Source organism: Vibrio harveyi NBRC 15634 = ATCC 14126 = KCTC 12724 (assembly GCF_001591145.1).
Lineage (GTDB): Bacteria > Pseudomonadota > Gammaproteobacteria > Enterobacterales > Vibrionaceae > Vibrio > Vibrio harveyi.
This window is the reverse complement of sequence record NZ_BCUF01000008.1, coordinates 78,702-98,412: the sequence shown is the minus strand read 5'-3', so window position 1 is coordinate 98,412 and position 19,711 is coordinate 78,702. Positions and strand designations below refer to the sequence as shown.

At 43.8% G+C, this 19,711-nt stretch carries 18 protein-coding genes; 11 read left to right on the top strand and 7 right to left on the bottom strand.

The genetic code is table 11. The features are described 5' to 3' along the window. Position 1: 1 nt before the first annotated feature. A complete protein-coding gene (gene yjeH / locus VHA02S_RS06470; RefSeq protein ID WP_038899264.1) occupies positions 2-1,270 on the bottom strand; it encodes an L-methionine/branched-chain amino acid transporter in 1,269 nt (422 codons plus the stop codon). Positions 1,271-1,445: 175 nt separating this feature from the next. Between yjeH and VHA02S_RS06465 the strand changes: the two genes are divergently transcribed. From VHA02S_RS06465 to VHA02S_RS06450, 4 genes are all read left to right on the top strand, one after another. After that, complete coding sequence (locus tag VHA02S_RS06465) at positions 1,446-1,901, top strand: Lrp/AsnC family transcriptional regulator (protein ID WP_017188717.1); 456 nt, start codon at positions 1,446-1,448, stop codon at positions 1,899-1,901. Then, complete coding sequence (locus tag VHA02S_RS06460; RefSeq protein ID WP_038899265.1) at positions 1,898-2,275, top strand: nuclear transport factor 2 family protein; 378 nt, start codon at positions 1,898-1,900, stop codon at positions 2,273-2,275. Before VHA02S_RS06465 ends, VHA02S_RS06460 begins: the two co-directional genes overlap by 4 nt. After that, positions 2,265-3,179: a LysR family transcriptional regulator gene (locus VHA02S_RS06455; protein ID WP_005453560.1), complete on the top strand. Its 915-nt coding sequence runs from the start codon at positions 2,265-2,267 to the stop codon at positions 3,177-3,179. Before VHA02S_RS06460 ends, VHA02S_RS06455 begins: the two co-directional genes overlap by 11 nt. Before the next feature lie 108 nt (positions 3,180-3,287). After that, entirely contained in the window at positions 3,288-3,902 is a 615-nt protein-coding gene (locus tag VHA02S_RS06450) for a LysE family translocator (RefSeq protein WP_005433441.1), read from the top strand. 157 nt (positions 3,903-4,059) lie between these two features. Here the strand turns inward: VHA02S_RS06450 and VHA02S_RS06445 are convergent, their stop codons facing one another. Together VHA02S_RS06445 and VHA02S_RS06440 are read right to left on the bottom strand one after the other, a co-directional pair. After that, a complete protein-coding gene (locus VHA02S_RS06445; protein ID WP_038899273.1) occupies positions 4,060-4,281 on the bottom strand; it encodes a hypothetical protein in 222 nt (73 codons plus the stop codon). 435 nt (positions 4,282-4,716) lie between these two features. Next, positions 4,717-6,150, bottom strand: coding sequence for a glyceraldehyde-3-phosphate dehydrogenase (locus VHA02S_RS06440; RefSeq protein ID WP_038899266.1), 1,434 nt, complete (start codon positions 6,148-6,150; stop codon positions 4,717-4,719). A 631-nt stretch (positions 6,151-6,781) separates the two neighbouring features. Here VHA02S_RS06440 and VHA02S_RS06435 point away from each other — a divergent pair. After that, entirely contained in the window at positions 6,782-9,418 is a 2,637-nt protein-coding gene (locus VHA02S_RS06435; RefSeq protein ID WP_038899267.1) for a hybrid sensor histidine kinase/response regulator, read from the top strand. Between the two features lie 59 nt (positions 9,419-9,477). After that, positions 9,478-10,467: a Gfo/Idh/MocA family protein gene (locus VHA02S_RS06430; protein ID WP_038899268.1), complete on the top strand. Its 990-nt coding sequence runs from the start codon at positions 9,478-9,480 to the stop codon at positions 10,465-10,467. A 141-nt stretch (positions 10,468-10,608) separates the two neighbouring features. Here the strand turns inward: VHA02S_RS06430 and VHA02S_RS06425 are convergent, their stop codons facing one another. Together VHA02S_RS06425 and VHA02S_RS06420 are read right to left on the bottom strand one after the other, a co-directional pair. Further along, positions 10,609-11,946, bottom strand: a complete 1,338-nt coding sequence (locus tag VHA02S_RS06425) for an MATE family efflux transporter (RefSeq protein ID WP_005453572.1) — start codon at positions 11,944-11,946, stop codon at positions 10,609-10,611. Between the two features lie 123 nt (positions 11,947-12,069). Next, positions 12,070-12,384 carry a DUF496 family protein gene (locus tag VHA02S_RS06420; RefSeq protein WP_005453573.1) on the bottom strand — a complete coding sequence of 105 codons (315 nt, stop codon included), beginning with the start codon at positions 12,382-12,384 and terminating at the stop codon, positions 12,070-12,072. A 238-nt stretch (positions 12,385-12,622) separates the two neighbouring features. Here VHA02S_RS06420 and VHA02S_RS06415 point away from each other — a divergent pair, with 238 nt between their 5' ends. From VHA02S_RS06415 to luxQ, 5 genes are all read left to right on the top strand, one after another. Further along, positions 12,623-12,826, top strand: a complete 204-nt coding sequence (locus tag VHA02S_RS06415; protein WP_009696233.1) for a hypothetical protein — start codon at positions 12,623-12,625, stop codon at positions 12,824-12,826. Between the two features lie 93 nt (positions 12,827-12,919). After that, positions 12,920-13,573: a YceH family protein gene (locus tag VHA02S_RS06410; protein WP_038899269.1), complete on the top strand. Its 654-nt coding sequence runs from the start codon at positions 12,920-12,922 to the stop codon at positions 13,571-13,573. Beyond that, positions 13,570-13,896: a GIY-YIG nuclease family protein gene (locus VHA02S_RS06405; protein WP_017188723.1), complete on the top strand. Its 327-nt coding sequence runs from the start codon at positions 13,570-13,572 to the stop codon at positions 13,894-13,896. Before VHA02S_RS06410 ends, VHA02S_RS06405 begins: the two co-directional genes overlap by 4 nt. Before the next feature lie 349 nt (positions 13,897-14,245). Next, positions 14,246-15,343: an autoinducer 2-binding periplasmic protein LuxP gene (locus VHA02S_RS06400; RefSeq protein ID WP_005453580.1), complete on the top strand. Its 1,098-nt coding sequence runs from the start codon at positions 14,246-14,248 to the stop codon at positions 15,341-15,343. Further along, a complete protein-coding gene (luxQ, locus tag VHA02S_RS06395) occupies positions 15,343-17,922 on the top strand; it encodes a quorum-sensing autoinducer 2 sensor kinase/phosphatase LuxQ (protein WP_038899270.1) in 2,580 nt (859 codons plus the stop codon). Before VHA02S_RS06400 ends, luxQ begins: the two co-directional genes overlap by 1 nt. A gap of 67 nt (positions 17,923-17,989) precedes the next feature. Here the strand turns inward: luxQ and VHA02S_RS06390 are convergent, their stop codons facing one another. Together VHA02S_RS06390 and VHA02S_RS06385 are read right to left on the bottom strand one after the other, a co-directional pair. Then, positions 17,990-18,652 (bottom strand): PilZ domain-containing protein, encoded by a 663-nt coding sequence (locus VHA02S_RS06390; protein WP_053051951.1) that lies wholly within the window; start codon positions 18,650-18,652, stop codon positions 17,990-17,992. A gap of 93 nt (positions 18,653-18,745) precedes the next feature. Beyond that, positions 18,746-19,672: a DMT family transporter gene (locus VHA02S_RS06385; RefSeq protein WP_009696230.1), complete on the bottom strand. Its 927-nt coding sequence runs from the start codon at positions 19,670-19,672 to the stop codon at positions 18,746-18,748. Positions 19,673-19,711: the final 39 nt, after the last annotated feature.

Here is a 19,711-nt window from a genome sequence, read left to right as displayed (position 1 = left end):
ATCAGTCTTGCTCAATCACCCGTTTAGGGTTCTTTTTTCGCCATTGCTTCCACGGTAAAGACAGCACGGCAAAAATAGTGATGGCGTAGAGCATAGACCAACCCAAACAAATGAACACTGCGGTGCACAATACCAAAGAAATTCCCGCGAGCGTCTTTCCCCAGCCTTGTAACAACTTATAAGCGGCAAGCATAGCGAGCAGGTAGACCAGAACAAAAATGCCATTCGCGAGCTTAAGGAAGAACTCCAAATCCAGTCCCGATAGCGAACCAATAACACAAGAAGCAAGCAAAATTGCGCCAACGACTAGCGTTGCATTGGCAGGAACGCCCCGAACGGACACTCTCGCGATAGCACTGGTTGGCTTGTGTTCTCTTGCTTGCGCCCACACCATTCGAGCCAGACTTTGAGTGTAGAGGTTTACACTAGCGAAACATGCTGAGAAACCAATAATACTGATAAGCCATTTCGCATGATCACCAAATAGATGTGCGCTCAACCAAGGAATTGATGCGCTGTCGAACTCAGCACTGCCGTAAGCACCAAACTTCAATATCACGACAGAACATGCCCAATAGGTTGCTCCCGCGACAAAGCAGCCAACGATGATCGCGATCGGGAAGTTTCGTTGTGGGTTCTTAAACTCTTCTCCCATGTGTGCAAAGGCTTCTATTCCGACAAAACACCAGAACATGACACCAAGCGCTGCAGCAACTGACCATGTCGAATCCGTCGTTATCTTAGGCATGCTTAAATCAACAGGTCCCACATCGCCTTTCCATAAAAATGCACCGACTAAAGCAAAAATGCTCAATGCGATGACCGTCTGTAGCCGCCCCGATGATTTAGTGCCAAGTAGATTAACGACCACTAACAGAGCCACTGTGAGAATTTGAGCGAAAAGGTGGTTACTAATGGACTCTGGTAACAGTTGTTGTAAAAAGCCAGCGGCAAGTGCGACAGCAGCAGGGACACCAACAGGAATAACACTAACAAATAACCACGCGACGCTGCTCTCTAGTTTGCTATTAAATGCTTTACGAACAAAATACGCCGTGCCGCCAGCACTTGGATAGCGCTTGCCCAACTGAGCGAAAGTCAAAGCGATGGGACAAATAGCAATGAATAAAATAATCCAAGCCCAAAGTGAGAAGTGCCCTGCAATACCAGCGGCAATCGCTGGAATCATAAATAGACCCGTGCCCATTAAGGTTGTCGATAGCTGACCAATTCCTGATATCAGCGTAATGTCTTTTTTGAGTTGTTCCATAACGACCTCGAACATCTAGGTAATGCAAGCCACAAGCATATCTAAATTCTGCATATCAAAATGATGTAGTCGACCGTCAAAATGACGGTTGTTTTGCCGATAAACAGCAAATTGTCGGTTTTCAATAAGTTGTAATTGAGTAGAATGAAAAAATTAAGGAAAGCTTGGTGATGTTATGGACAAATTTGATCATCAGATCATAGATCTATTACGGCAGAATGCCCGTCTCTCTATTACTGAAATCTCAGAGCAAGTTAGCTTGTCACGTTCTGCTGTGACAGCTCGAATCAAAAAGCTTGAAAATGACCAAGTGATCCTTGGCTATCATGCCGATATTGCGACATCCAAAGAGTCGACGATTTGTGCGTATATGGCGCTGAAGTTTGATACATCAGCCTCTAGTCATCACTGTGATAACTACGCGAATGATCTGTACAAAATTGATGGTGTGAAATGGTGCCATGCAATCAGTGGTGAAACCGATATGATGCTGTTTGTCGAAGTTCCGAATATCGCTCGCCTCAACGAGATTCGAGACTATATCCAAAGCTATCCAGAGCTTCGTAACGTGATGACACATACCGTGTTAACGGAGTTTTTCAATACGACAGGGAGCAAGTTCGTAAAATGACCGAGAAAGACATCGTCCTCAACTTCTGGAAAGTAATGGCAAGCAATGACTTCTATGCAGCAGCGGAACTCCTTGCGCCTGATTGTGAAGTAGTTTGGCCACTGACGAAAGAAGTGATTCGTGGCAGAAAGAATTTTGCCCAATTGAACTCTGCTTATCCAGCAGAAGGTGAGTGGACCTTTACTATAGAGCGTATCGTAAGTGACGGTGAGCAAGTGGTCACTGACGTTATAGTAAGCGATGGCGTCCGCTCCGATCGGGCGATTACTTTTCACACCGTGCGAGATGGGTTGATTCGCAAACAAGTTGAATACTGGCCAGAAGAGTATGCCGCCGCAGATTGGCGCGCGAAATGGGTAGAACGTGCTGAATAACATCAATCTGAATCTGCTGCGTTCTTTGCATGTATTGCTTGAAGAGTGCCATGTGAGCAAAACTGCCGAGCGTTTGCATATCACCCAATCGGCGGTAAGCCGTCAGTTAGCGCAGTTACGTGAGTTGTGCGGCGATCCCTTATTGGTTCGGCAGGGGAACCAACTGATTCCAACGCCAAGAGCACTACTTCTAAAAGAGAAGTTGGACGACTTATTGGCTGAGTTCGATCATCTTCTCGATGACAAGCCTTTTGAACCCGCGGATTGGAAAGGGGAGCTAGTACTGGCATCGAGTGACTACGTCGCACAATACGTACTCCCTGACATTGCCTCGCACTTGAGTGGCTTTGCTCCTCGGTTGGATATGGCGTATCGATTGTGGCAACCAGACTTTCTAGATAAGCTTCATGAGACTGGTATTCATATCGCGTCTTCCATGTATCCAGAGAAGCCTCAAGGTGTGTCTAGTGTGAAGATTGGTGAAGACTCATCAGTCTGTTTGATGAAAGCCTCTCACCCTTTAGCAAAGCAAGATAGCATCAGCGTTGAAGATTTAATTTCTTACTCTCATATCAAAGTAACAGGCGGTGGAGATAAAGATTCTTACACCGATTTAGCGTTAAGAGAGCTAGGGCATACACGTCATGTCACGTTCAAAGTGCCTTTCTTCTCTGCTGCTATCAATCGCCTAGTTTCTAGTGAACATCTGATGGTGGTTCCAGAGCATATTGCGGTCAATCTCGCAAAGCATTGGGACTTAGCCCATAAAGCACTACCTCTCGAAACGCCTATTCATCAGTATTGGTTAATGTGGCATCCAAAATACGATACGGATCCTGCACATAAATGGGTGCGCGAAGAGATTCGTTCGGTCATGCAGATTTCAGAGTATTCCATTCGATAATAAATGCATTGTTGTCTTATGATTTCAAATCATGGCTAGTATGAAAAACTTTGATTTCTAATTATACCTATTCCATTGATAGATTAGCGTCAAAGAGGGGAGATTCTTATGACACTAACAGTTTGGCTATCACTTTTTACCGTGTGTTTACTAGGGGCGATGTCGCCAGGACCGAGTTTAGCGATTGTTGCTAAGCACTCGTTGGCTGGTGGTCGTGTGAATGGTTTGGCTACCGCATGGGCACACGCGTTTGGTATCGGTATTTATGCTTTCATTACCTTGATCGGTTTGGCCGTGGTACTTCAACAAAGCCCATTGTTATTTAAGACTATTAGTTTAGCTGGTGCAGCTTACTTGGCGTATCTTGGTTTCAATGCATTGCGTTCAAAGGGGGGCGTAGCGGCGAAGTTAGAATCCGGTGAAGAGACGACGGTTTTGCAATCGGCGCGAGAGGGTTTTCTGATTTCGATTCTAAGTCCGAAAATTGCACTGTTCTTTATTGCACTGTTCAGTCAATTTGTTGCGTTAGGTAATGACCTAAGTAACCAAATGATTATCGTCGCGACCCCATTTGTTGTTGATGGTTTGTGGTATACGTTCATCACATTGGTATTGTCTAACTCACGAGTTGTTGACCGTATTCGCTCAAAGGCAGTATTGATTGACCGACTGTCTGGCATCGTTTTAATGTTGCTGGCAGTGCGTGTGGTTGTGACGATTTAACCAAGTAGAATGCACTGCTCATGAAGTTAAAAGGCTACCGTAATGGTAGCCTTTTTCGTCGATGACCAATAAAAAACATCCTAACTCTTAACGAGATAGGATGTCAGCAAAGAAGGTTGCTCAGGAACATAGGGGGAGTGTGGAACCTTCAGAAGCGTTAGCGACGAACTTCTTCAAACTCGCCTTCAATTGCTTCGGACTTACCCGTATTGAATTCATACTCTTCATGCATTTCTTGTTGCATTTGCTTCACGCGCTTTTCAATACGTTTACCAGTAATCAGGGCTGCGATGGTCAATGGAATCGCCATGATTAGGCTAAATACCAAAGTAAAAAAGCCAGTAATCAGTGCTAGTGCAGTAACGATAATTCGATTCATAATCATGACCTCTCTTTCAATCTATGGGTTCATACTACGATTTTGAATATGAACGAAACATGAACATACCCAAATAACCTCAAAATTCTAGTTTCAGCAAGACAACTTGCCCTAGGGAGCGTGTTACTAACGCCATTTCTTTGATAAATCCCTCGGCAATAGTGAACTATTACGCAAGCGATTTATCTTTGAACTAGCGCTAGTAACAACGCTCTGAATTCTGAATATTGAAGTCATTTGGGTATCTAACGTTCAATTTCGCATCGATTTGTCTGAGGAATGTCAAAGAGTCTTAAAACGAAAAAACGCCTGAGGGTCATCAGGCGTATAAGCGGGGAAGTATATTAGTAATGCGCAAGGCGCTTATTATTTAAAACAAATGCTGGGGTGTTGCTCGATACACATTGTGGTTAACGTTGTGGAGCAAGGTTCACCTTATCGAGGGAATGTTTGGTAACGAACACCCATCATTTGTTCCATACAGTGTACAACTTGGCAGCTGTAACCAAATTCGTTGTCGTACCAGATGTACAGTACACAGCGCTTGTCTTGAGCGATGGTTGCTTGACCGTCGACCACACCTGCGTGGCGAGAGCCAACTAGATCGCTTGATACGATTTCTGTCGAATCTGTGTAATCGATTTGCGCAGAAAGCTCAGAGTTTAATGCCATTTCACGTAGGTATTCGTTCAGCGAATCACGGTCTACATCTTCACCCAAGTTAAGGTTTGCAACAGCCATTGATACGTTCGGAGTCGGTACACGAATTGCGTTGCCTGTAAGCTTACCTGCAAGTTCTGGAAGTGCTTTTGCTACCGCTTTCGCTGCGCCTGTTGACGTAAGAACCATGTTCAATGAAGCACTACGACCACGGCGATCGCCTGAGTGGAAGTTGTCGATTAGGTTTTGATCGTTGGTGTAAGAGTGAACGGTCTCAATGTGTCCAGAAAGCACACCGTACTTGTCGTTCAGGGCTTTAAGAACCGGAGTGATAGCGTTAGTCGTACAGCTCGCTGCGGAGATGATAGTGTCATCTTCTTGAATCACAGATTCATTCACACCAAATACGACGTTCTTGATGTCGCCTTTACCTGGTGCAGTAAGCAGTACTTTTTCTGCACCGTTACATGCTACGTGTTGGCTTAGACCTTCGGCATCACGCCAAACTCCTGTGTTATCAACAACAAGTGCGTTGTTGATACCATAAACCGAGTAGTCCACATCACTTGGGCTGTTAGCGTAAATGATTTGAATGTAGTTACCGTTCACGATCAGCGCTTTACGCTCTTCGTCAATCACGATACTACCGTTGAATTGTCCATGAACAGAGTCACGACGTAGCAAGCTAGCACGTTTTTCTAGATCGCCTTTCTTTCCGCCACGCACAACAATTGCACGCAGACGAAGCGGGTAACCCGGACCACTCTTTTCAATCAGCAGGCGAGTCAATAGGCGACCGATACGACCGAAGCCATAAAGAACCACGTCACGAGCTGCTAGAGAAGAGTCGGCATCACGAGCACCTTGAAGTGCTGTGTGTAAAAAGTCGCTAAGTGCGGCAGTATCTTCGTGATCTTTCCAGTACATACCAGCAAGCTGACCAACATCAACACGACAAGACGAGATGCTCATTTCGCACAGCGTTTGGATGATTGGCATGGTTTGTTCAAGAGAAAGAGGGCTTCCGGTGTAACGTCTTGCAATACGGTGAGTTTTGAGAATGTCGATGGTTGTTGCGTTGATAAGTGTTTTACCAAACAGAACCACTTCGATTCCTTTTTGACGATATAACTTACCAATAAGAGGGGAAATAGATTCAGCAATCGTTTGGCTAGTTTGCCAGTCTTGGAGATATTTCTCTGGACTCATTGTTGTTTTGGACCTTTCACGTTTTGGGGGCTGACCTTACTTTCTGCTGTTACCTCAACGGTAGAGCGTGAAGTGAGGGTGTTTTGTAATTGGGTTGTAATAATTATGTGTGCGGATTGTACGGGTGGAGGTCTTATTCTGCTAGGAAAAATAAATCCAGTTAAAAGTGTGGGGTATGATTCATTTTTTGGCTTATTAATGTGACTAAAGCGGTGTTTTATAGGGATTGACTTTTCCTATCTATAAAACTTATTTCGCGACAATAAAGGTTCATCTCAAAGTGAGTATATGTAACAAGGTGAACTTCCTTTTAAATAATGTGATATGGATAATCTTTAACACTTAAATGGTAAACGTTTTTCGCCATTTTAGGCGGTATCTTTAAGTTCGCCCATGGTATGAGTTGGTTTAACTAAATCTGTTTAAAAATGATGCAGCAAAATTTTGCAAGCAATCACATTTTTCCTTCTTATGATCTCAATGTATAGAAGGGTAATGAGTGTTGTTTTTAGCCGTTTGGGCAGTTCAGACCGATTAAGTTGCCGATAAAACACTTCATACAAGTTCATATTCAATCTATGAAAGTGGTCTAGTATTAATTCGAGAGCCTTTTCCTAACACGGGCAAACGGATGATAAAACTTTCTATAAAATTACGTTTAGCTCTACTCGCACTGTTACCCGCGGTGGTTATTTCTGTGTTTGCCGTTCACCAATTTGTCGTTAACTCTCAAAGAGTCGATCAACTCAATCAAACGGTCAGTAATATTCAAGGATTGAAACTGATTTCCGAAGCGTCTCATTTTGTCTATGACATGGAGAAGGAGCGTCATCGATATCGAGAAGAGCAGCCTTTACCAATTGAAGTGAAAGTACAACGTGATAGAGCGCTTTCTATCTACGAGAAGTTTATACAGAACAGTTATACTGCCGAGTATTCTGATGACCTTAAGCGAGCGATGTTAGATTTGATCTCTGGTGACTTGAGAGACAGTGTGGATGCCGGAGATTGGTCGTTTCGCCTGTTGCAAGAAATGTCTCAATCACTGGTTCAACATAATCACTTGTTTGATAGTGATGAAGCACATTGGATGCAAGATTTCATCGCTTATCTTGCTCAACTTTCTTACTGGACGCAAAAAGAAGCTTGGTTGACGTATCGGTTGGTGCTACAGCCTGATAGCCAACCGAATCAAAATATGTTCTTTCAAGCCATTGAGCGCCAACAGCAGAGTCTGGAAGGATTCTTAAAGTTAGGTGCATCAAATGAGCAGGTAGAAAAGCTCCTTAGTTTGTATACGTCTCCTCGTTATTTGTCGAGTATCGAAGCCCGAGGACGTTTATTGGCAGGAGAGATGTCCCAATCTGACTATGTGACTTATTTACGAGATCTTGACCACCGTGTTCAACGTTTGCAAGTCATGACCGCGGGTTTCACGCAACAGGTTGAAAGCGCATTATTGGTCCAAGTCAGTTCGCAAAAGCAGAGCATAACGCTCATGACCTCGGGCGTGATGGTCATCATCATCCTGTTATGTTGGTTAGGCTTTGGTACTTGGTATCGTGTGCATAGTAAATTGGACTCGATTATTCATTCGCTTAACACCTTAATCCATGAACATGTAAAGGGGGAGAAGGTGGTGGTTGATGGCAATGATGAGTTCACGATCTTTGCACAACAAGTTAATCGAATGATGGAGGAGCAAAACCGACAAACAGAAGAGATTTTGCAAACCAAAGAATCTGCTATTTCGGCAAACCGCGCAAAGTCGGTCTTTCTTGCAAGCATGTCTCATGAAATTCGAACCCCTTTGAACGGAATTATCGGGATGACAGAGATCCTGTCACAAAGTGAACTTTCAGATCATCAAAAAGAAGTCTTAACCGATATTGATACCTCGTCGCATACCTTGCTCACGTTACTTAATGACATCCTTGATCTATCTAAGATTGAATCAGGTCATTTACAGCTTTCTCTTATCGAAACAGATATTCGTGAAGTCGTGTACCAATCGATGATTTTGTTCCAGTCCAAAGCCACGTCCAAGCAATTAGAACTGAATATCAATTTAGATGAGCGTATTCCTGCGCGCATCAAGGTTGATGACCATCGAATCAAGCAAATCGTCATGAACTTAGTATCGAACGCGGTGAAGTTCACAGAGAAGGGCTGCATCAATGTGGATGTTGACTACCAAGAATCCACCACACAAAAGAGCGTATTTTTGACTTTTCGAGTATCCGACACCGGTGTAGGTATAGAAAAGGACAAGCTTGATTCCATCTTCGAGCCTTTCACTCAAGAAGACGAAGGTATATCACGTCAGTTTGGAGGGACAGGACTAGGCTTGGCCATTTGTCGTCAACTGGTGGTTATGATGGGCGGCAAGTTAACCGCGACGTCTTCAAAAGGAGTGGGAACCAGTATTGAGTTCTCAATTGAAGTGGAAGTGTTGCCGACCGTAGGTTGGCGCTCAGAAACCATTCGTAACGGTATTCTCATTGGAGATAACTACGCGTATGCCGATCAAATTATGAAAGAGTGTCGTTTAGCTGGTATTCAGCTTTCAGAGGTAAGCAGCATTAAGGATTTACCGACTTCTACAAAGGGGCTGGAAGTGATCTTTTATTGTCATGATGGCAGAGTGGCGTTGGATTCTGTAATAGACGAGTTAGCGCGTACGGTTGATATTAGCCGAATCATTGTTTGCCAACATCATTTGATCTCTACCTACACCAATTCTGAGCGTATTCATTCTGTGCTGACTTTACCTTTTTTAGGTAACCGCTTTAGGCATGCCATTGATGAACTCGCGCACATTGAACAAAATACTCAAAGTTACCATGTCACACATTCGGCAGTGGTTCATAATATCAACCAGTCACGTACACATCGTCGCATTTTGATTGCTGAAGATAACTTGATGAACCAAAAGATAGCCAGCTTTTTCTTAGATAAGGCGGGATACGATTATCTGATTGCCAGCAATGGGCAAGAGGCATTAGAAGCCATCACTAAGGGGGAGAAGTTTGATGCAATTCTTATGGATTGCATGATGCCAGTTATGGATGGTTTGACCGCAACAAAAGAAATTCGCCGCTGGGAGAAAGAAGTAGGAAGTGGGAAGATCACCATTATTGCTTTGACAGCGAGTGTGCTCGAAGAAGATATTCAAAACTGCTTTGCTGCGGGAATGGATGCTTACTTACCGAAACCTTACAAGTCGAATCAACTGTTTGAGTTGTTTAATGAACTAAAGCTTGCTTAAATCGTGTCTGCGAGCCGAACTCCTTACGGCTTCTAGAACGATAAAGAAAAGGAAGTAACATGTTCAAACTTGCTGTGATCGGGACGAACTGGATCTCTCAACAATTTGTTGAAGCTGCGCTCCAGACCAAAGAATTTTGTCTTCAAGCTGTGTATTCACGTGATGTTGAGAAAGCGTGCGAATTTGGCAAGCCTTATAATGCGCAATCTTATTACGATAGCTTAGAAGCATTAGGGGCTGATAACGATATCGATGCCGTTTACATAGCGAGTCCAAATTCACTGCATGCTCCTCAGGCAATGCAAATGCTTAAAGCGGGTAAGCACGTGATTTGCGAAAAGCCGATGGCTTCAAACTATCCTCTTGCTCAGGCGATGTTTAAGACCGCTGAAGAAAATAACGTCGTGTTGTTCGAAGCTTTCATGTCACCATATACGCCGAATTTTCAAGTGCTAAAAGACAGCCTACCAGCGATCGCCCCTCTTCGTCATGCCACGATCAGTTATTGTCAGTATTCTTCCCGATATCAGAAATATTTAAATGGTGAGAATCCAAATACATTCAATCCAGAATTTTCTAACGGTTCGATTATGGACATCGGTTACTACTGTGTTGGCTCCGCGATTGAGTTGTTTGGCGAGCCTAACAGCATAGAAGCAAGTGCTCACATTCTGCCTTCTGGCGTCGATGGTTGTGGCAGTGTGACGTTGGCGTATGACGGCTTTAACGTGAACCTATTACATTCCAAGGTAAGCGATTCGCTAATCCCAAGTGAATTCCAAGGTGAACAGGGCAGTGTGCTGGTAGATATGATTGCCACAGGACGTGGTGTTGAGCGCATTTTGCGAGGTGAGAGTAAACAAGTACTAACATTGCCTCAAGAAGAGAACCACATGTTCTACGAAGCGCACGCATTTACAAAGCAACTCAAAGTTGGCTCGATTGATCCTCAAATGAAGCAGCGCTCACTTGTCGTTGCTAAAGTGCTCACTGAGGTGAGAAGACAGACTGGTGTTGTGTTCCCAGCGGATAAAGTGGCGCTAGGCTAACGCCTTTCTTTACAAACGCTGCCTAAAGGGTTCGGCTAGGTGTTCCCATCTGAGTAAAATTTAACCGCGAAAGATCAACAGACCCCAGTGTATAAAAACCATAAAGCCCTCAATGCGAGGGCTTTCGTTTTTCTTGCTTATTTAAGCGGCAGCATGCGCTTCTGTGAGCTTACGAATCGTTTTTCTATAGGTTAAGTAAGCCGCGATACCAGCTAAGATATTACCCAAACACGCGCCAATAAGTAGCCCTTGAATCCCACCCAATTGCGCACCGACCCACAAACACGGAAGGAAGAACAAAAATAGGCGCAGTGCCGAAATGGTCAGAGCCGTGTAGGACTTACCAAGGGCGTTACAGATCGAAACCATCAACATACATACACCAAGCGAGCCCAAACTGATAGGTACAATCATCAAGTGCATTTCAAGTACATGGGTGACTTGCGCGTCGCTGGTCATCAATAATGCCAGTGGGTCTGCAGCGATAAACGTAATCACAGCAATCAGCAATTGGAAACCAAGTATGAACTTAACCGCAATCGAGATGAGAGACTGAATGTCGGTGTAGTTTTTCGCTCCTAGTAGACGACCAACCATCGGCGGCATTGACATCGTCAGTGCAAGTACAGAAACAATAGCAAAAAACTCATAACGAGAGCCTAACGCCCATGATGCTACTGCTGCGGTACCAAAGCCTGCCAATAGCTTCGTCGCCAGCATAGAAGAGAGTGGTGGTAATAATTGGCTGATCATTGCCGGTCCCATAATGTGACCGATGGAGCGAACGCTTTTCACAACATCCAGCTCTTGCCATTGGAACGTCGCCCAGTGATTTTTTTGTACGCGAGGCGCCACAACCAAAATGCCAAACCCGAACGCGATTATCGTAGCGATAGCGGCACCGTTGATGCCTAAATCAAAGGTGAAAATGAATAGTGGATCGAGCACTAAGTTCACTACACTGGTGACCATCATCATAGTGCCTGGCAGCATGGTATTACCATTAGAACGACAAATACTGTAATAGAAGTACAGCACAGCACCCGTCCATGAGCTTAGCAACCACCATGGCCAGTAGCTGTCGATAATTGGCATGACGGTTTCTGGTGCGCTTAATAAAGAGAGAATAGGGTAACGCAATAACCAAATGATCAAACCAAGTACAGCTACGCCGACAGAGCCAATCATGAGGACTAACCCACCTAATTGTTTTGCGTAGTGGGTGTCGTTTGCTCCTAGTGCTTTCGATATCACTGCGGTAGTGGCAATACCCAAACCAACTTGAATGCCAATAACCACCATTTGTAATGGTAAAGTGAAGCCTTGTGCCGCAAGTGGTAAAACGCCCAGTTGCCCAATGAAGGCACTGTCGACAAGTTGGAAGCTCATCAATGACAATACGCCAAACAGCATTGGCCAGGTCATAGTGAAAAGTTGTTTTGCTAACGTTGGTTGCACGCTAGAAGAAGTAGAAGACATAGAGAAATTGGGTGTTTTGGGAACAAGAATTGGTGTTATTGTACACACTGGTTTTGTAAGTTACAAAAAGAAACCCCGAGCAAGTTATCCCTGCTCGGGGTTAAATTCTACAACTATTTGGGCTTATTTTTTGCCGCTAGTTTGTTTGTCTTCTTCAGTCAGTTCGCGAATACGACGGCTGATGTCACGACGTGCTTTAGAAATTTCTGCACTCTTGATGATGTGATCGTCAACGCGGTCTTCGTAGTCTGCTTTCATGTTCTTGATGATTGCAACGATTTCGTCGTGAGACATTTCTGGTTTGATGTAGTCTAGAAGGTTTTCTAGTAGGTCTACACGTTTACGGTTGTCACGAACTTTTTTCTCGTTATCAAGCAGCTCACGTTTTAGTTTGTTTTTACGACGAGCTTGGTTCACGATTTCAAATACGCTACTCATGGTTCCCTTTCCTAATTTGTGAATATCTAATTCGATTAAAGCACAACATCTCGTGGCATAACAGTCTTTAGATCAAACGTCATGCTGGGTTGGACATTTATCCATCAATTCTGATGTGGCATTAACAATCGAGTGCTAAAAGCGTGAATGTTGCTCACTTGAGTGAAGGGACTCGTTGTCATGGTGGAGCCTTCGCTATATCATCAACTTCATTCAATACAAAAATATGAAGCTCGAAATGAACTCTGGGACTATTGCGGAGCAAGTCGAAAGCCAAGAGGTCGATAACCAAGACGATTCTTTGGCTACCAAACTCAAAGCAGCGTATGTGGCTGCTAGAACGCAACTCGAAATCACTGAAGTCGAACTCAATCGTTCGAAGATAATGATGATTGACGAGAATGGAAAAATGACCAAAGTGTCGATTCTATCAGAGCATTAAGACCTAACCCGATTCGCAAAGGGTGTCAGGTCCATGCGCTATGCTTTAGCCTGATACCCAAATTCAAATGCAACAATAATAAGGAAATGCATTATGAAAGTTGAGCTAACGGCAATTGAAGCACGAGTAATTGGCTGCTTAATCGAAAAAGAAGTCACCACCCCCGACCAATACCCCCTAAGCCTTAACGCGCTGACGAACGCATGTAATCAAAAAAGCAACCGCGAACCTGTCATGTCATTGTCTGAAGCAGACGTACTAGACGCGGTTGATGCACTCATCGAGCGTCGTCTTGTCAGTGATGAAAGTGGTTTCAATAGCCGTGTCAGCAAATACCAACACCGATTCTGTAATACCGAGTTTGGCGACCTACAACTTACCGAGCAAGAGAAAGGCATCGTATGTTGCATGCTGCTTCGTGGTGCTCAAACCCCTGGCGAAATTCGCACGCGCACTAATCGTCTAGCAACATTTAATGATGTAAAGGAAGTTGAAAACGTTCTTGAGCACCTTGCAAGCGAAGAGAAAGGACCTCTTGTGGTTAAACTGCCTCGCGAGGCGGGCAAGCGTGAATCACGTTACATGCATCTATTTTGTGGTGAGGTAGACATCAGTGAGTTGGCTGTGGCAAGTGCGGCGCCATCATCAGCCAGTTCTGAGCGCATTAGCCAGTTAGAACAAGAAGTGGCAGAACTTCGTGCAGAGCTGACCGCATTAAAAGAACAGGTTGAATCTCTGCTTTCATGAGTGAGACTGCCGAGCAAAATTGGAGCGTCTATCTAATCCGTAATAACCGCAATGCGCTGTATTGTGGTGTAACGAATGATGTGGATCGACGCTTCAAACAGCATCAGAGCGGGAAAGGTGCAAAAGCACTGAAAGGGAAGGGACCATTAACCTTGGAATGGTTCTCTTCTTTTGAAAGCAAAAGCGTCGCGATGAAAGCGGAATACTTTATCAAGCAACTGACTAAAGCTAAGAAAGAGCTCTTAGTCAGCGAAGATGCTGAAATTTGTATCGATGAAAAACATGTCCTTGCATTTCAAACACGAGTGAAGTGTTCCAATTAATCAATGATTTTCGCAAGTGACATTTTCGACCAATATTGAGCTGTACAACTTCTAATCAATTAAAAAGTACAAATATGTGCTGCTAGTTCAATGTTGGGCAATTTGAATTAACACTATGCGTATTAGAGAGCAAACCGCCTTCAAATGGCGGTTTATTTTTGTCTATTATGGGTATCATTTCAGGCGACAGTAACACATAATACATTGATGCCCTGCTAGGCTTAATATCAAAAAAATTTATATAGAAGCGGGCAATTTATGGATATCAGAATTATAGGGTAAAGGATGACTCGGCTAGGTAATAAAATAGAGCAGTTCCATGCTCCATAAAAAACTAAAAGAGCAACAGATGAAAAAAGCGTTACTATTTTCCCTGATTTCTATGGTCGGTTTCTCTCCTGTTTCACATGCAACGCAAGTGCTTAATGGCTACTGGGGTTATCAAGAGTTCTTGGATGAATTCCCGCAGCAGCGAAAACTCACTAATGCTTTAGCAGAAGCCGTTCGTGAACGTCCTGTACCATTCTCTAAAAACAAAAAGCGTCCGCTTAAAATATCCGTGGTTTATCCGGGGCAGCAAGTATCTGATTACTGGGTAAGAAACATTGCGGCATTTGAAAAGCGCTTGGACAAGCTAAATATCAACTATCAGATCAACCAAGTTTTCACACGCCCTAATGCGGATATTAAGCAGCAAAGCTTGTCGTTAATGGAAGCGCTGAAGAGCAAATCCGATTATTTGATTTTTACGTTAGATACAACCAGACACCGCAAATTTGTTGAACACGTTCTTGATTCAACAAACACCAAATTGATCTTACAAAATATCACGACACCAGTGCGTGAATGGGATAAACATCAACCGTTTTTATATGTCGGATTTGATCACGCGGAAGGCAGTCGTGAATTAGCGACAGAATTCGGAAAGTACTTTCCGAAGCACACCTATTACAGCGTGCTCTATTTCTCGGAAGGGTACATTAGTGATGTGAGAGGTGACACGTTTATTCATCAGGTTAACCGTGATAATAACTTTGAACTACAATCAGCGTACTACACTAAAGCAACAAAGCAGTCGGGATATGATGCTGCAAAAGCAAGTTTAGAAAAGCACCCAGATGTTGATTTTATTTATGCGTGCTCGACTGATGTTGCGTTAGGCGCTGTTGAGGCGTTAGCTGATTTAGGGCGAAGTGACGTTATGATCAACGGTTGGGGCGGTGGTTCAGCAGAGCTTGACGCTATTCAGAAAGGCGACTTAGATATCACTGTCATGCGTATGAATGATGATACTGGTATTGCCATGGCAGAAGCCATTAAGTGGGATTTGGAAGGAAAACCTGTCCCAACCGTATATTCCGGTGATTTTGAAATTGTTACCAAAGCCGATTCACCGGAAAGAATCGAAACGCTGAAGAAGCGTGCATTTAGATATTCAGATAATTGATGACAATAACTCGATCAAACATAAAGAAGCGTCGCTCACTGGCGACGCTCATAACAAAGATCATCATTCTTGTTCTTGCTCCGATCATTCTAGGGATTTTTATTCAGAGCTATTACTTCTCGAAACAGATCATTTGGCAAGAAGTCGACAGAACGAAGCAACAAACCTCTGCATTGATCCACAATATATTTGATAGTCACTTTGCGGCGATTCAAATACATCATGACAGCAACTCAAAAAGTGAAGTGATTCGTGACTTTTACACCAATCGCGACACTGATGCACTTAACTTTTTCTTTCTCAGTATCGATCAAAGTGACCCATCGCACACGCCAGAGTTTCGCTTTCTGACCGATCATAAGGGCATCATTTGGGATGATGGTAATGCACATTTCTATGGTGTGAATGATCTTATCCTCGACAGTTTGGCGAACCGCGTCACCTTTAGTAATAACTGGTATTACATTAATGTGATGACCTCTATTGGTTCTAGACATATGCTGACGCGTCGCGTGCCAGTGTTGGATCCTGCGACAGGTGAAGTGCTTGGCTTCTCTTTTAATGTTGTAGTGCTTGATAACAACTTCGCTTTGATGGAGAAGCTAAAAAGCGAAAGTAATGTCGACAATGTGGTCCTTGTGGCGAATAACGTCCCTTTAGCTAACCCCTTAATTGGTGACGAGCCATACAATGTTGCGGATATTTTGCAGCGCAAAGGTTCAGAAAGAAGGCTCGACAAACTTCTAGTGATTCAAACTCCAATAGAAGTGAATGCCGTGACGACAGAGTTATGCTTGCTTACTGTGCAGGATAACCAAAGCGTTGTTACGTTGCAGATCCAACATATCCTAGCAATGTTGGCTTCTATCATCGGTATGATCATGATTGCGTTGCTCACTAAAGAATGGATCGAGAGTAAGGTAGCGGCGCAGTTGGAGTCTCTGATGTCCTACACTCGTTCCGCGCGTGAGGAAAAGGGCTTTGAGCGCTTTGATGGTTCGGATATCGAAGAGTTCGATCATATTGGCTCTACTCTTGAAAGTACTTTTGAGGAACTAGAGGCGCAGAAGAAGTCATTCCGAGACCTGTTTAACTTCGCGTTATCACCGATTATGGTGTGGTCTGAGGAAAGTGTTCTTATCCAAATGAACCCTGCAGCACGCAAAGAGCTCGTTATCGAAGATGACAATGAAACCATGCATCCTGTCTTCCAAGGCTTCAAAGATAAATTGACACCTCACCTGAAGATGGCAGCGCAAGGTGCGACGTTAACAGGCGTCAACGTTCCAATTGGGAATAAGATTTACCGTTGGAACCTATCACCAATTCGTGTCGACGGTGATATCAGTGGCATCATTGTGCAAGGGCAAGACATTACAACTCTGATTGAAGCGGAAAAGCAAAGTAATATCGCACGTAGAGAAGCAGAGAAGTCTGCACAAGCTAGAGCTGATTTCCTTGCGAAGATGAGTCATGAGATCCGTACTCCAATTAACGGTATCTTAGGTGTTGCGCAATTACTTAAAGACACGGTAGAAACTCAAGAGCAGAAGAACCAAATTGATGTTCTGTGCCACAGTGGTGAGCACTTACTTGCCGTACTGAATGATATTTTGGATTTCTCCAAGATAGAGCAAGGTAAGTTTAATATCCAGAAGCACCCGTTCTCATTCTCCGATACGATTCGCACATTGGAAAATATCTATCGTCCAATCTGTACAAATAAAGGGGTTGAGCTGGTTATCGAAAACAAACTGGATCCGAATGTCGAAATCTTTACGGATCAAGTTCGACTCAACCAAATTCTGTTTAACCTTGTTAGTAACTCCGCCAAGTTTACTCCGTCGGGTTCTATCCGGATCCATGCCGAGCTTGAGCAATTTTATGGTGCAGAGAACAGTGTATTGGTTGTTGAAATTACTGATACGGGGATCGGGATTGAGTCGGACAAGTTAGACCAAATGTTCGAACCGTTTGTACAAGAAGAAGCAACAACAACACGAGAATACGGTGGTAGTGGTTTAGGCTTAACCATCGTTAAGAATCTTGTCGATATGTTGGAAGGCGATGTTCAGGTTCGTAGTAGTAAAGGGATGGGCACAACTTTCGTTGTGACATTGCCGGTAAAAGACCGTGAGCGTGTATTCCGACCGTTAGAAGTCAGCCAACGCGTTAAGCCTGAAGCTTTGTTTGATGAGAGTTTGAAAGTGTTGCTGGTGGAGGACAATCACACCAATGCCTTTATTCTCCAGGCGTTCTGCAAGAAGTACAAAATGCAGGTTGATTGGGCAAAAGATGGATTAGAGGCGATGGAGTTTCTCGCGGACAATACTTATGACCTTATCTTGATGGACAATCAATTACCGCATCTTGGTGGTATTGAAACAACTCATGAGATTCGTCAGAACTTGCGACTTGGTACGCCTATTTATGCCTGTACGGCTGATACAGCTAAAGAAACTAGTGATGCATTTATGGCGGCAGGGGCGAATTATGTCTTGCTCAAGCCAATCAAAGAAAACGCATTACATGAAGCGTTTGTCGATTTTAAGCAAAGATTTTTGCTAGAACGGACGTAATGCAGAAATAGCAAAGGGAGCATGATGCTCCCTTTTTAGTTCTTTACGGTTGAGAACCTTATGCAGCCTAAATCGTGCTGGCTGAAAAAGAATGCTCTAGTAACTCATTCTTCAATTCTTCGGACATATCAAGCGGTACCTCAAATTTCACGCCTATAATCCAACCTTTTGGTAGCTTCTTAATATTGGCAACTGAGCAGTGGTTTTCTTCGTCGATATAGCCACTTAAAGGGGATTCAATCGTAATTCGTTCACCGATTTCAAACTCGGGTTCAACCAACGTCGAAATTCCACAGCCAGAAAGAGAGAAGTCGACCAAACTGCCATCATATTTATTGCCAGTGTGGTCTATTGCACAGTCTAATTGCAATTTATAACGCTCATGCTCACGTACAGGCTTCGTCGCGAAGGTGGCAGGAATCCGTACAAACAATAACGGAGACGGTCGGACCAAGTTCATCAGCACACTGGTCTTAAAAGCAATCACATGCCCCAGATCTGTATCTGACACACCACGGATAACAACGTCCACATTGGTGAGTTTTCTTAGCGCTTGCTCTTCTAATAACCGAGCGGGTATGTCGAGAATGATATAAGCGTTTTCTTTAAGCCCTAAATAAGTAGCAGCGTAAATGCACTTTTCTTCCTGACCGAACTCGAAATTTACCGAGATTCGCATCCCTGTTTTTAGGAATTTATGCAGTTCATCTTTTGTATGAGTTGAAGGCATAACATCTGACGTTTAATTTATTATCGCAACAGGTTATCAAAACGCTATTTTGGCTTTCAATAGGTGCCTGTAAAAAGTTATGCAATTTTATTGTTATCTGTGAACAGGTGGCTGATATTTCTGACTAGGGTCTTGTTTCATCAGGATATTACTCGCCACGATACTACCGCAAGTCACCAATATTAAAGCACACCATGTAAGGGTATCAGGCTGCTCATTAAACACTGGCATTGCGAGTAAGGTTGCCAATACTGGTGTGAGAGATCCGAATGCGGCGCTGGCTTCCGCTCCAATGGTTCTGATTGCGTAAAGAAAAGTGAAAGATGCTAATAGACCTGCTCCGATACCTTGTAATACGAGATGACCAACAAGCTCTTTCCATGGCCAATCAGTGATAGGTGTGATGGCTAAATAACTATCCAACCAACCGAAACCTACAGCGACAATCAGCAATGCAAACGAAATGACTGAAACAAACCCAGCGCAAACATAAGCACTTAAATTTGCAACGCGAGCACTGATGGTAAATACCGCCCACATTAAGCTGCCGACTAGAAACAGTAAGTGCCCTTTTAATTGTGCCCAGTTGTATTCTTCACCGAGATTGGACAGCAGGAACACCATAATCCCAAGTAAGACAGCAGACAAACCGACCATACGATGTTGGCTAAGAGGTTGCTGGTAACAAATGACCGCAATCGCAGAGACAAACAGAGGCAAAGTGCCAGGTATCAGAGCACTGCCATGGGCGACTGGGGCAAAGTGCATAGCGGTGCCAGCAACGAGCAAGTATGGGAGTCCGCTTCCGATGACGATACCGATAAGATATTTGTTCGGTACTGCGCGTACTTTATCCATGGATTTGAGGACGAAAGGAAGTAACACCAACGCCGGAATGAAAAAGCGAGTTAAGGCAATATCGGCAGGTTGAAGGGCTGAAATTGCGCCTCCACGTAGCGATAGAAAGAAACCAGACCAAAGAAAGAGCGTTGTGATGATTGCGGCGTATCCTAATGCCATGGGAGGTTCCGTTTATTTGTAAATAATGTGTTAATTATC

What these genes read in the sequence shown, in the direction of transcription:
- yjeH (WP_038899264.1), bottom strand. Translation starts at nt 1,270, where the DNA reads ATGGAACAACTCAAAAAAGACATTACGCTGATATCAGGAATTGGTCAG.
- VHA02S_RS06465 (WP_017188717.1), top strand. Translation starts at nt 1,446, where the DNA reads ATGGACAAATTTGATCATCAGATCATAGATCTATTACGGCAGAATGCC.
- VHA02S_RS06460 (WP_038899265.1), top strand. Translation starts at nt 1,898, where the DNA reads ATGACCGAGAAAGACATCGTCCTCAACTTCTGGAAAGTAATGGCAAGC.
- VHA02S_RS06450 (WP_005433441.1), top strand. Translation starts at nt 3,288, where the DNA reads ATGACACTAACAGTTTGGCTATCACTTTTTACCGTGTGTTTACTAGGG.
- VHA02S_RS06445 (WP_038899273.1), bottom strand. Translation starts at nt 4,281, where the DNA reads ATGAATCGAATTATCGTTACTGCACTAGCACTGATTACTGGCTTTTTT.
- VHA02S_RS06440 (WP_038899266.1), bottom strand. Translation starts at nt 6,150, where the DNA reads ATGAGTCCAGAGAAATATCTCCAAGACTGGCAAACTAGCCAAACGATT.
- VHA02S_RS06435 (WP_038899267.1), top strand. Translation starts at nt 6,782, where the DNA reads ATGATAAAACTTTCTATAAAATTACGTTTAGCTCTACTCGCACTGTTA.
- VHA02S_RS06430 (WP_038899268.1), top strand. Translation starts at nt 9,478, where the DNA reads ATGTTCAAACTTGCTGTGATCGGGACGAACTGGATCTCTCAACAATTT.
- VHA02S_RS06425 (WP_005453572.1), bottom strand. Translation starts at nt 11,946, where the DNA reads ATGTCTTCTACTTCTTCTAGCGTGCAACCAACGTTAGCAAAACAACTT.
- VHA02S_RS06420 (WP_005453573.1), bottom strand. Translation starts at nt 12,384, where the DNA reads ATGAGTAGCGTATTTGAAATCGTGAACCAAGCTCGTCGTAAAAACAAA.
- VHA02S_RS06415 (WP_009696233.1), top strand. Translation starts at nt 12,623, where the DNA reads ATGAACTCTGGGACTATTGCGGAGCAAGTCGAAAGCCAAGAGGTCGAT.
- VHA02S_RS06410 (WP_038899269.1), top strand. Translation starts at nt 12,920, where the DNA reads ATGAAAGTTGAGCTAACGGCAATTGAAGCACGAGTAATTGGCTGCTTA.
- VHA02S_RS06405 (WP_017188723.1), top strand. Translation starts at nt 13,570, where the DNA reads ATGAGTGAGACTGCCGAGCAAAATTGGAGCGTCTATCTAATCCGTAAT.
- VHA02S_RS06400 (WP_005453580.1), top strand. Translation starts at nt 14,246, where the DNA reads ATGAAAAAAGCGTTACTATTTTCCCTGATTTCTATGGTCGGTTTCTCT.
- luxQ (WP_038899270.1), top strand. Translation starts at nt 15,343, where the DNA reads ATGACAATAACTCGATCAAACATAAAGAAGCGTCGCTCACTGGCGACG.
- VHA02S_RS06390 (WP_053051951.1), bottom strand. Translation starts at nt 18,652, where the DNA reads ATGCCTTCAACTCATACAAAAGATGAACTGCATAAATTCCTAAAAACA.
- VHA02S_RS06385 (WP_009696230.1), bottom strand. Translation starts at nt 19,672, where the DNA reads ATGGCATTAGGATACGCCGCAATCATCACAACGCTCTTTCTTTGGTCT.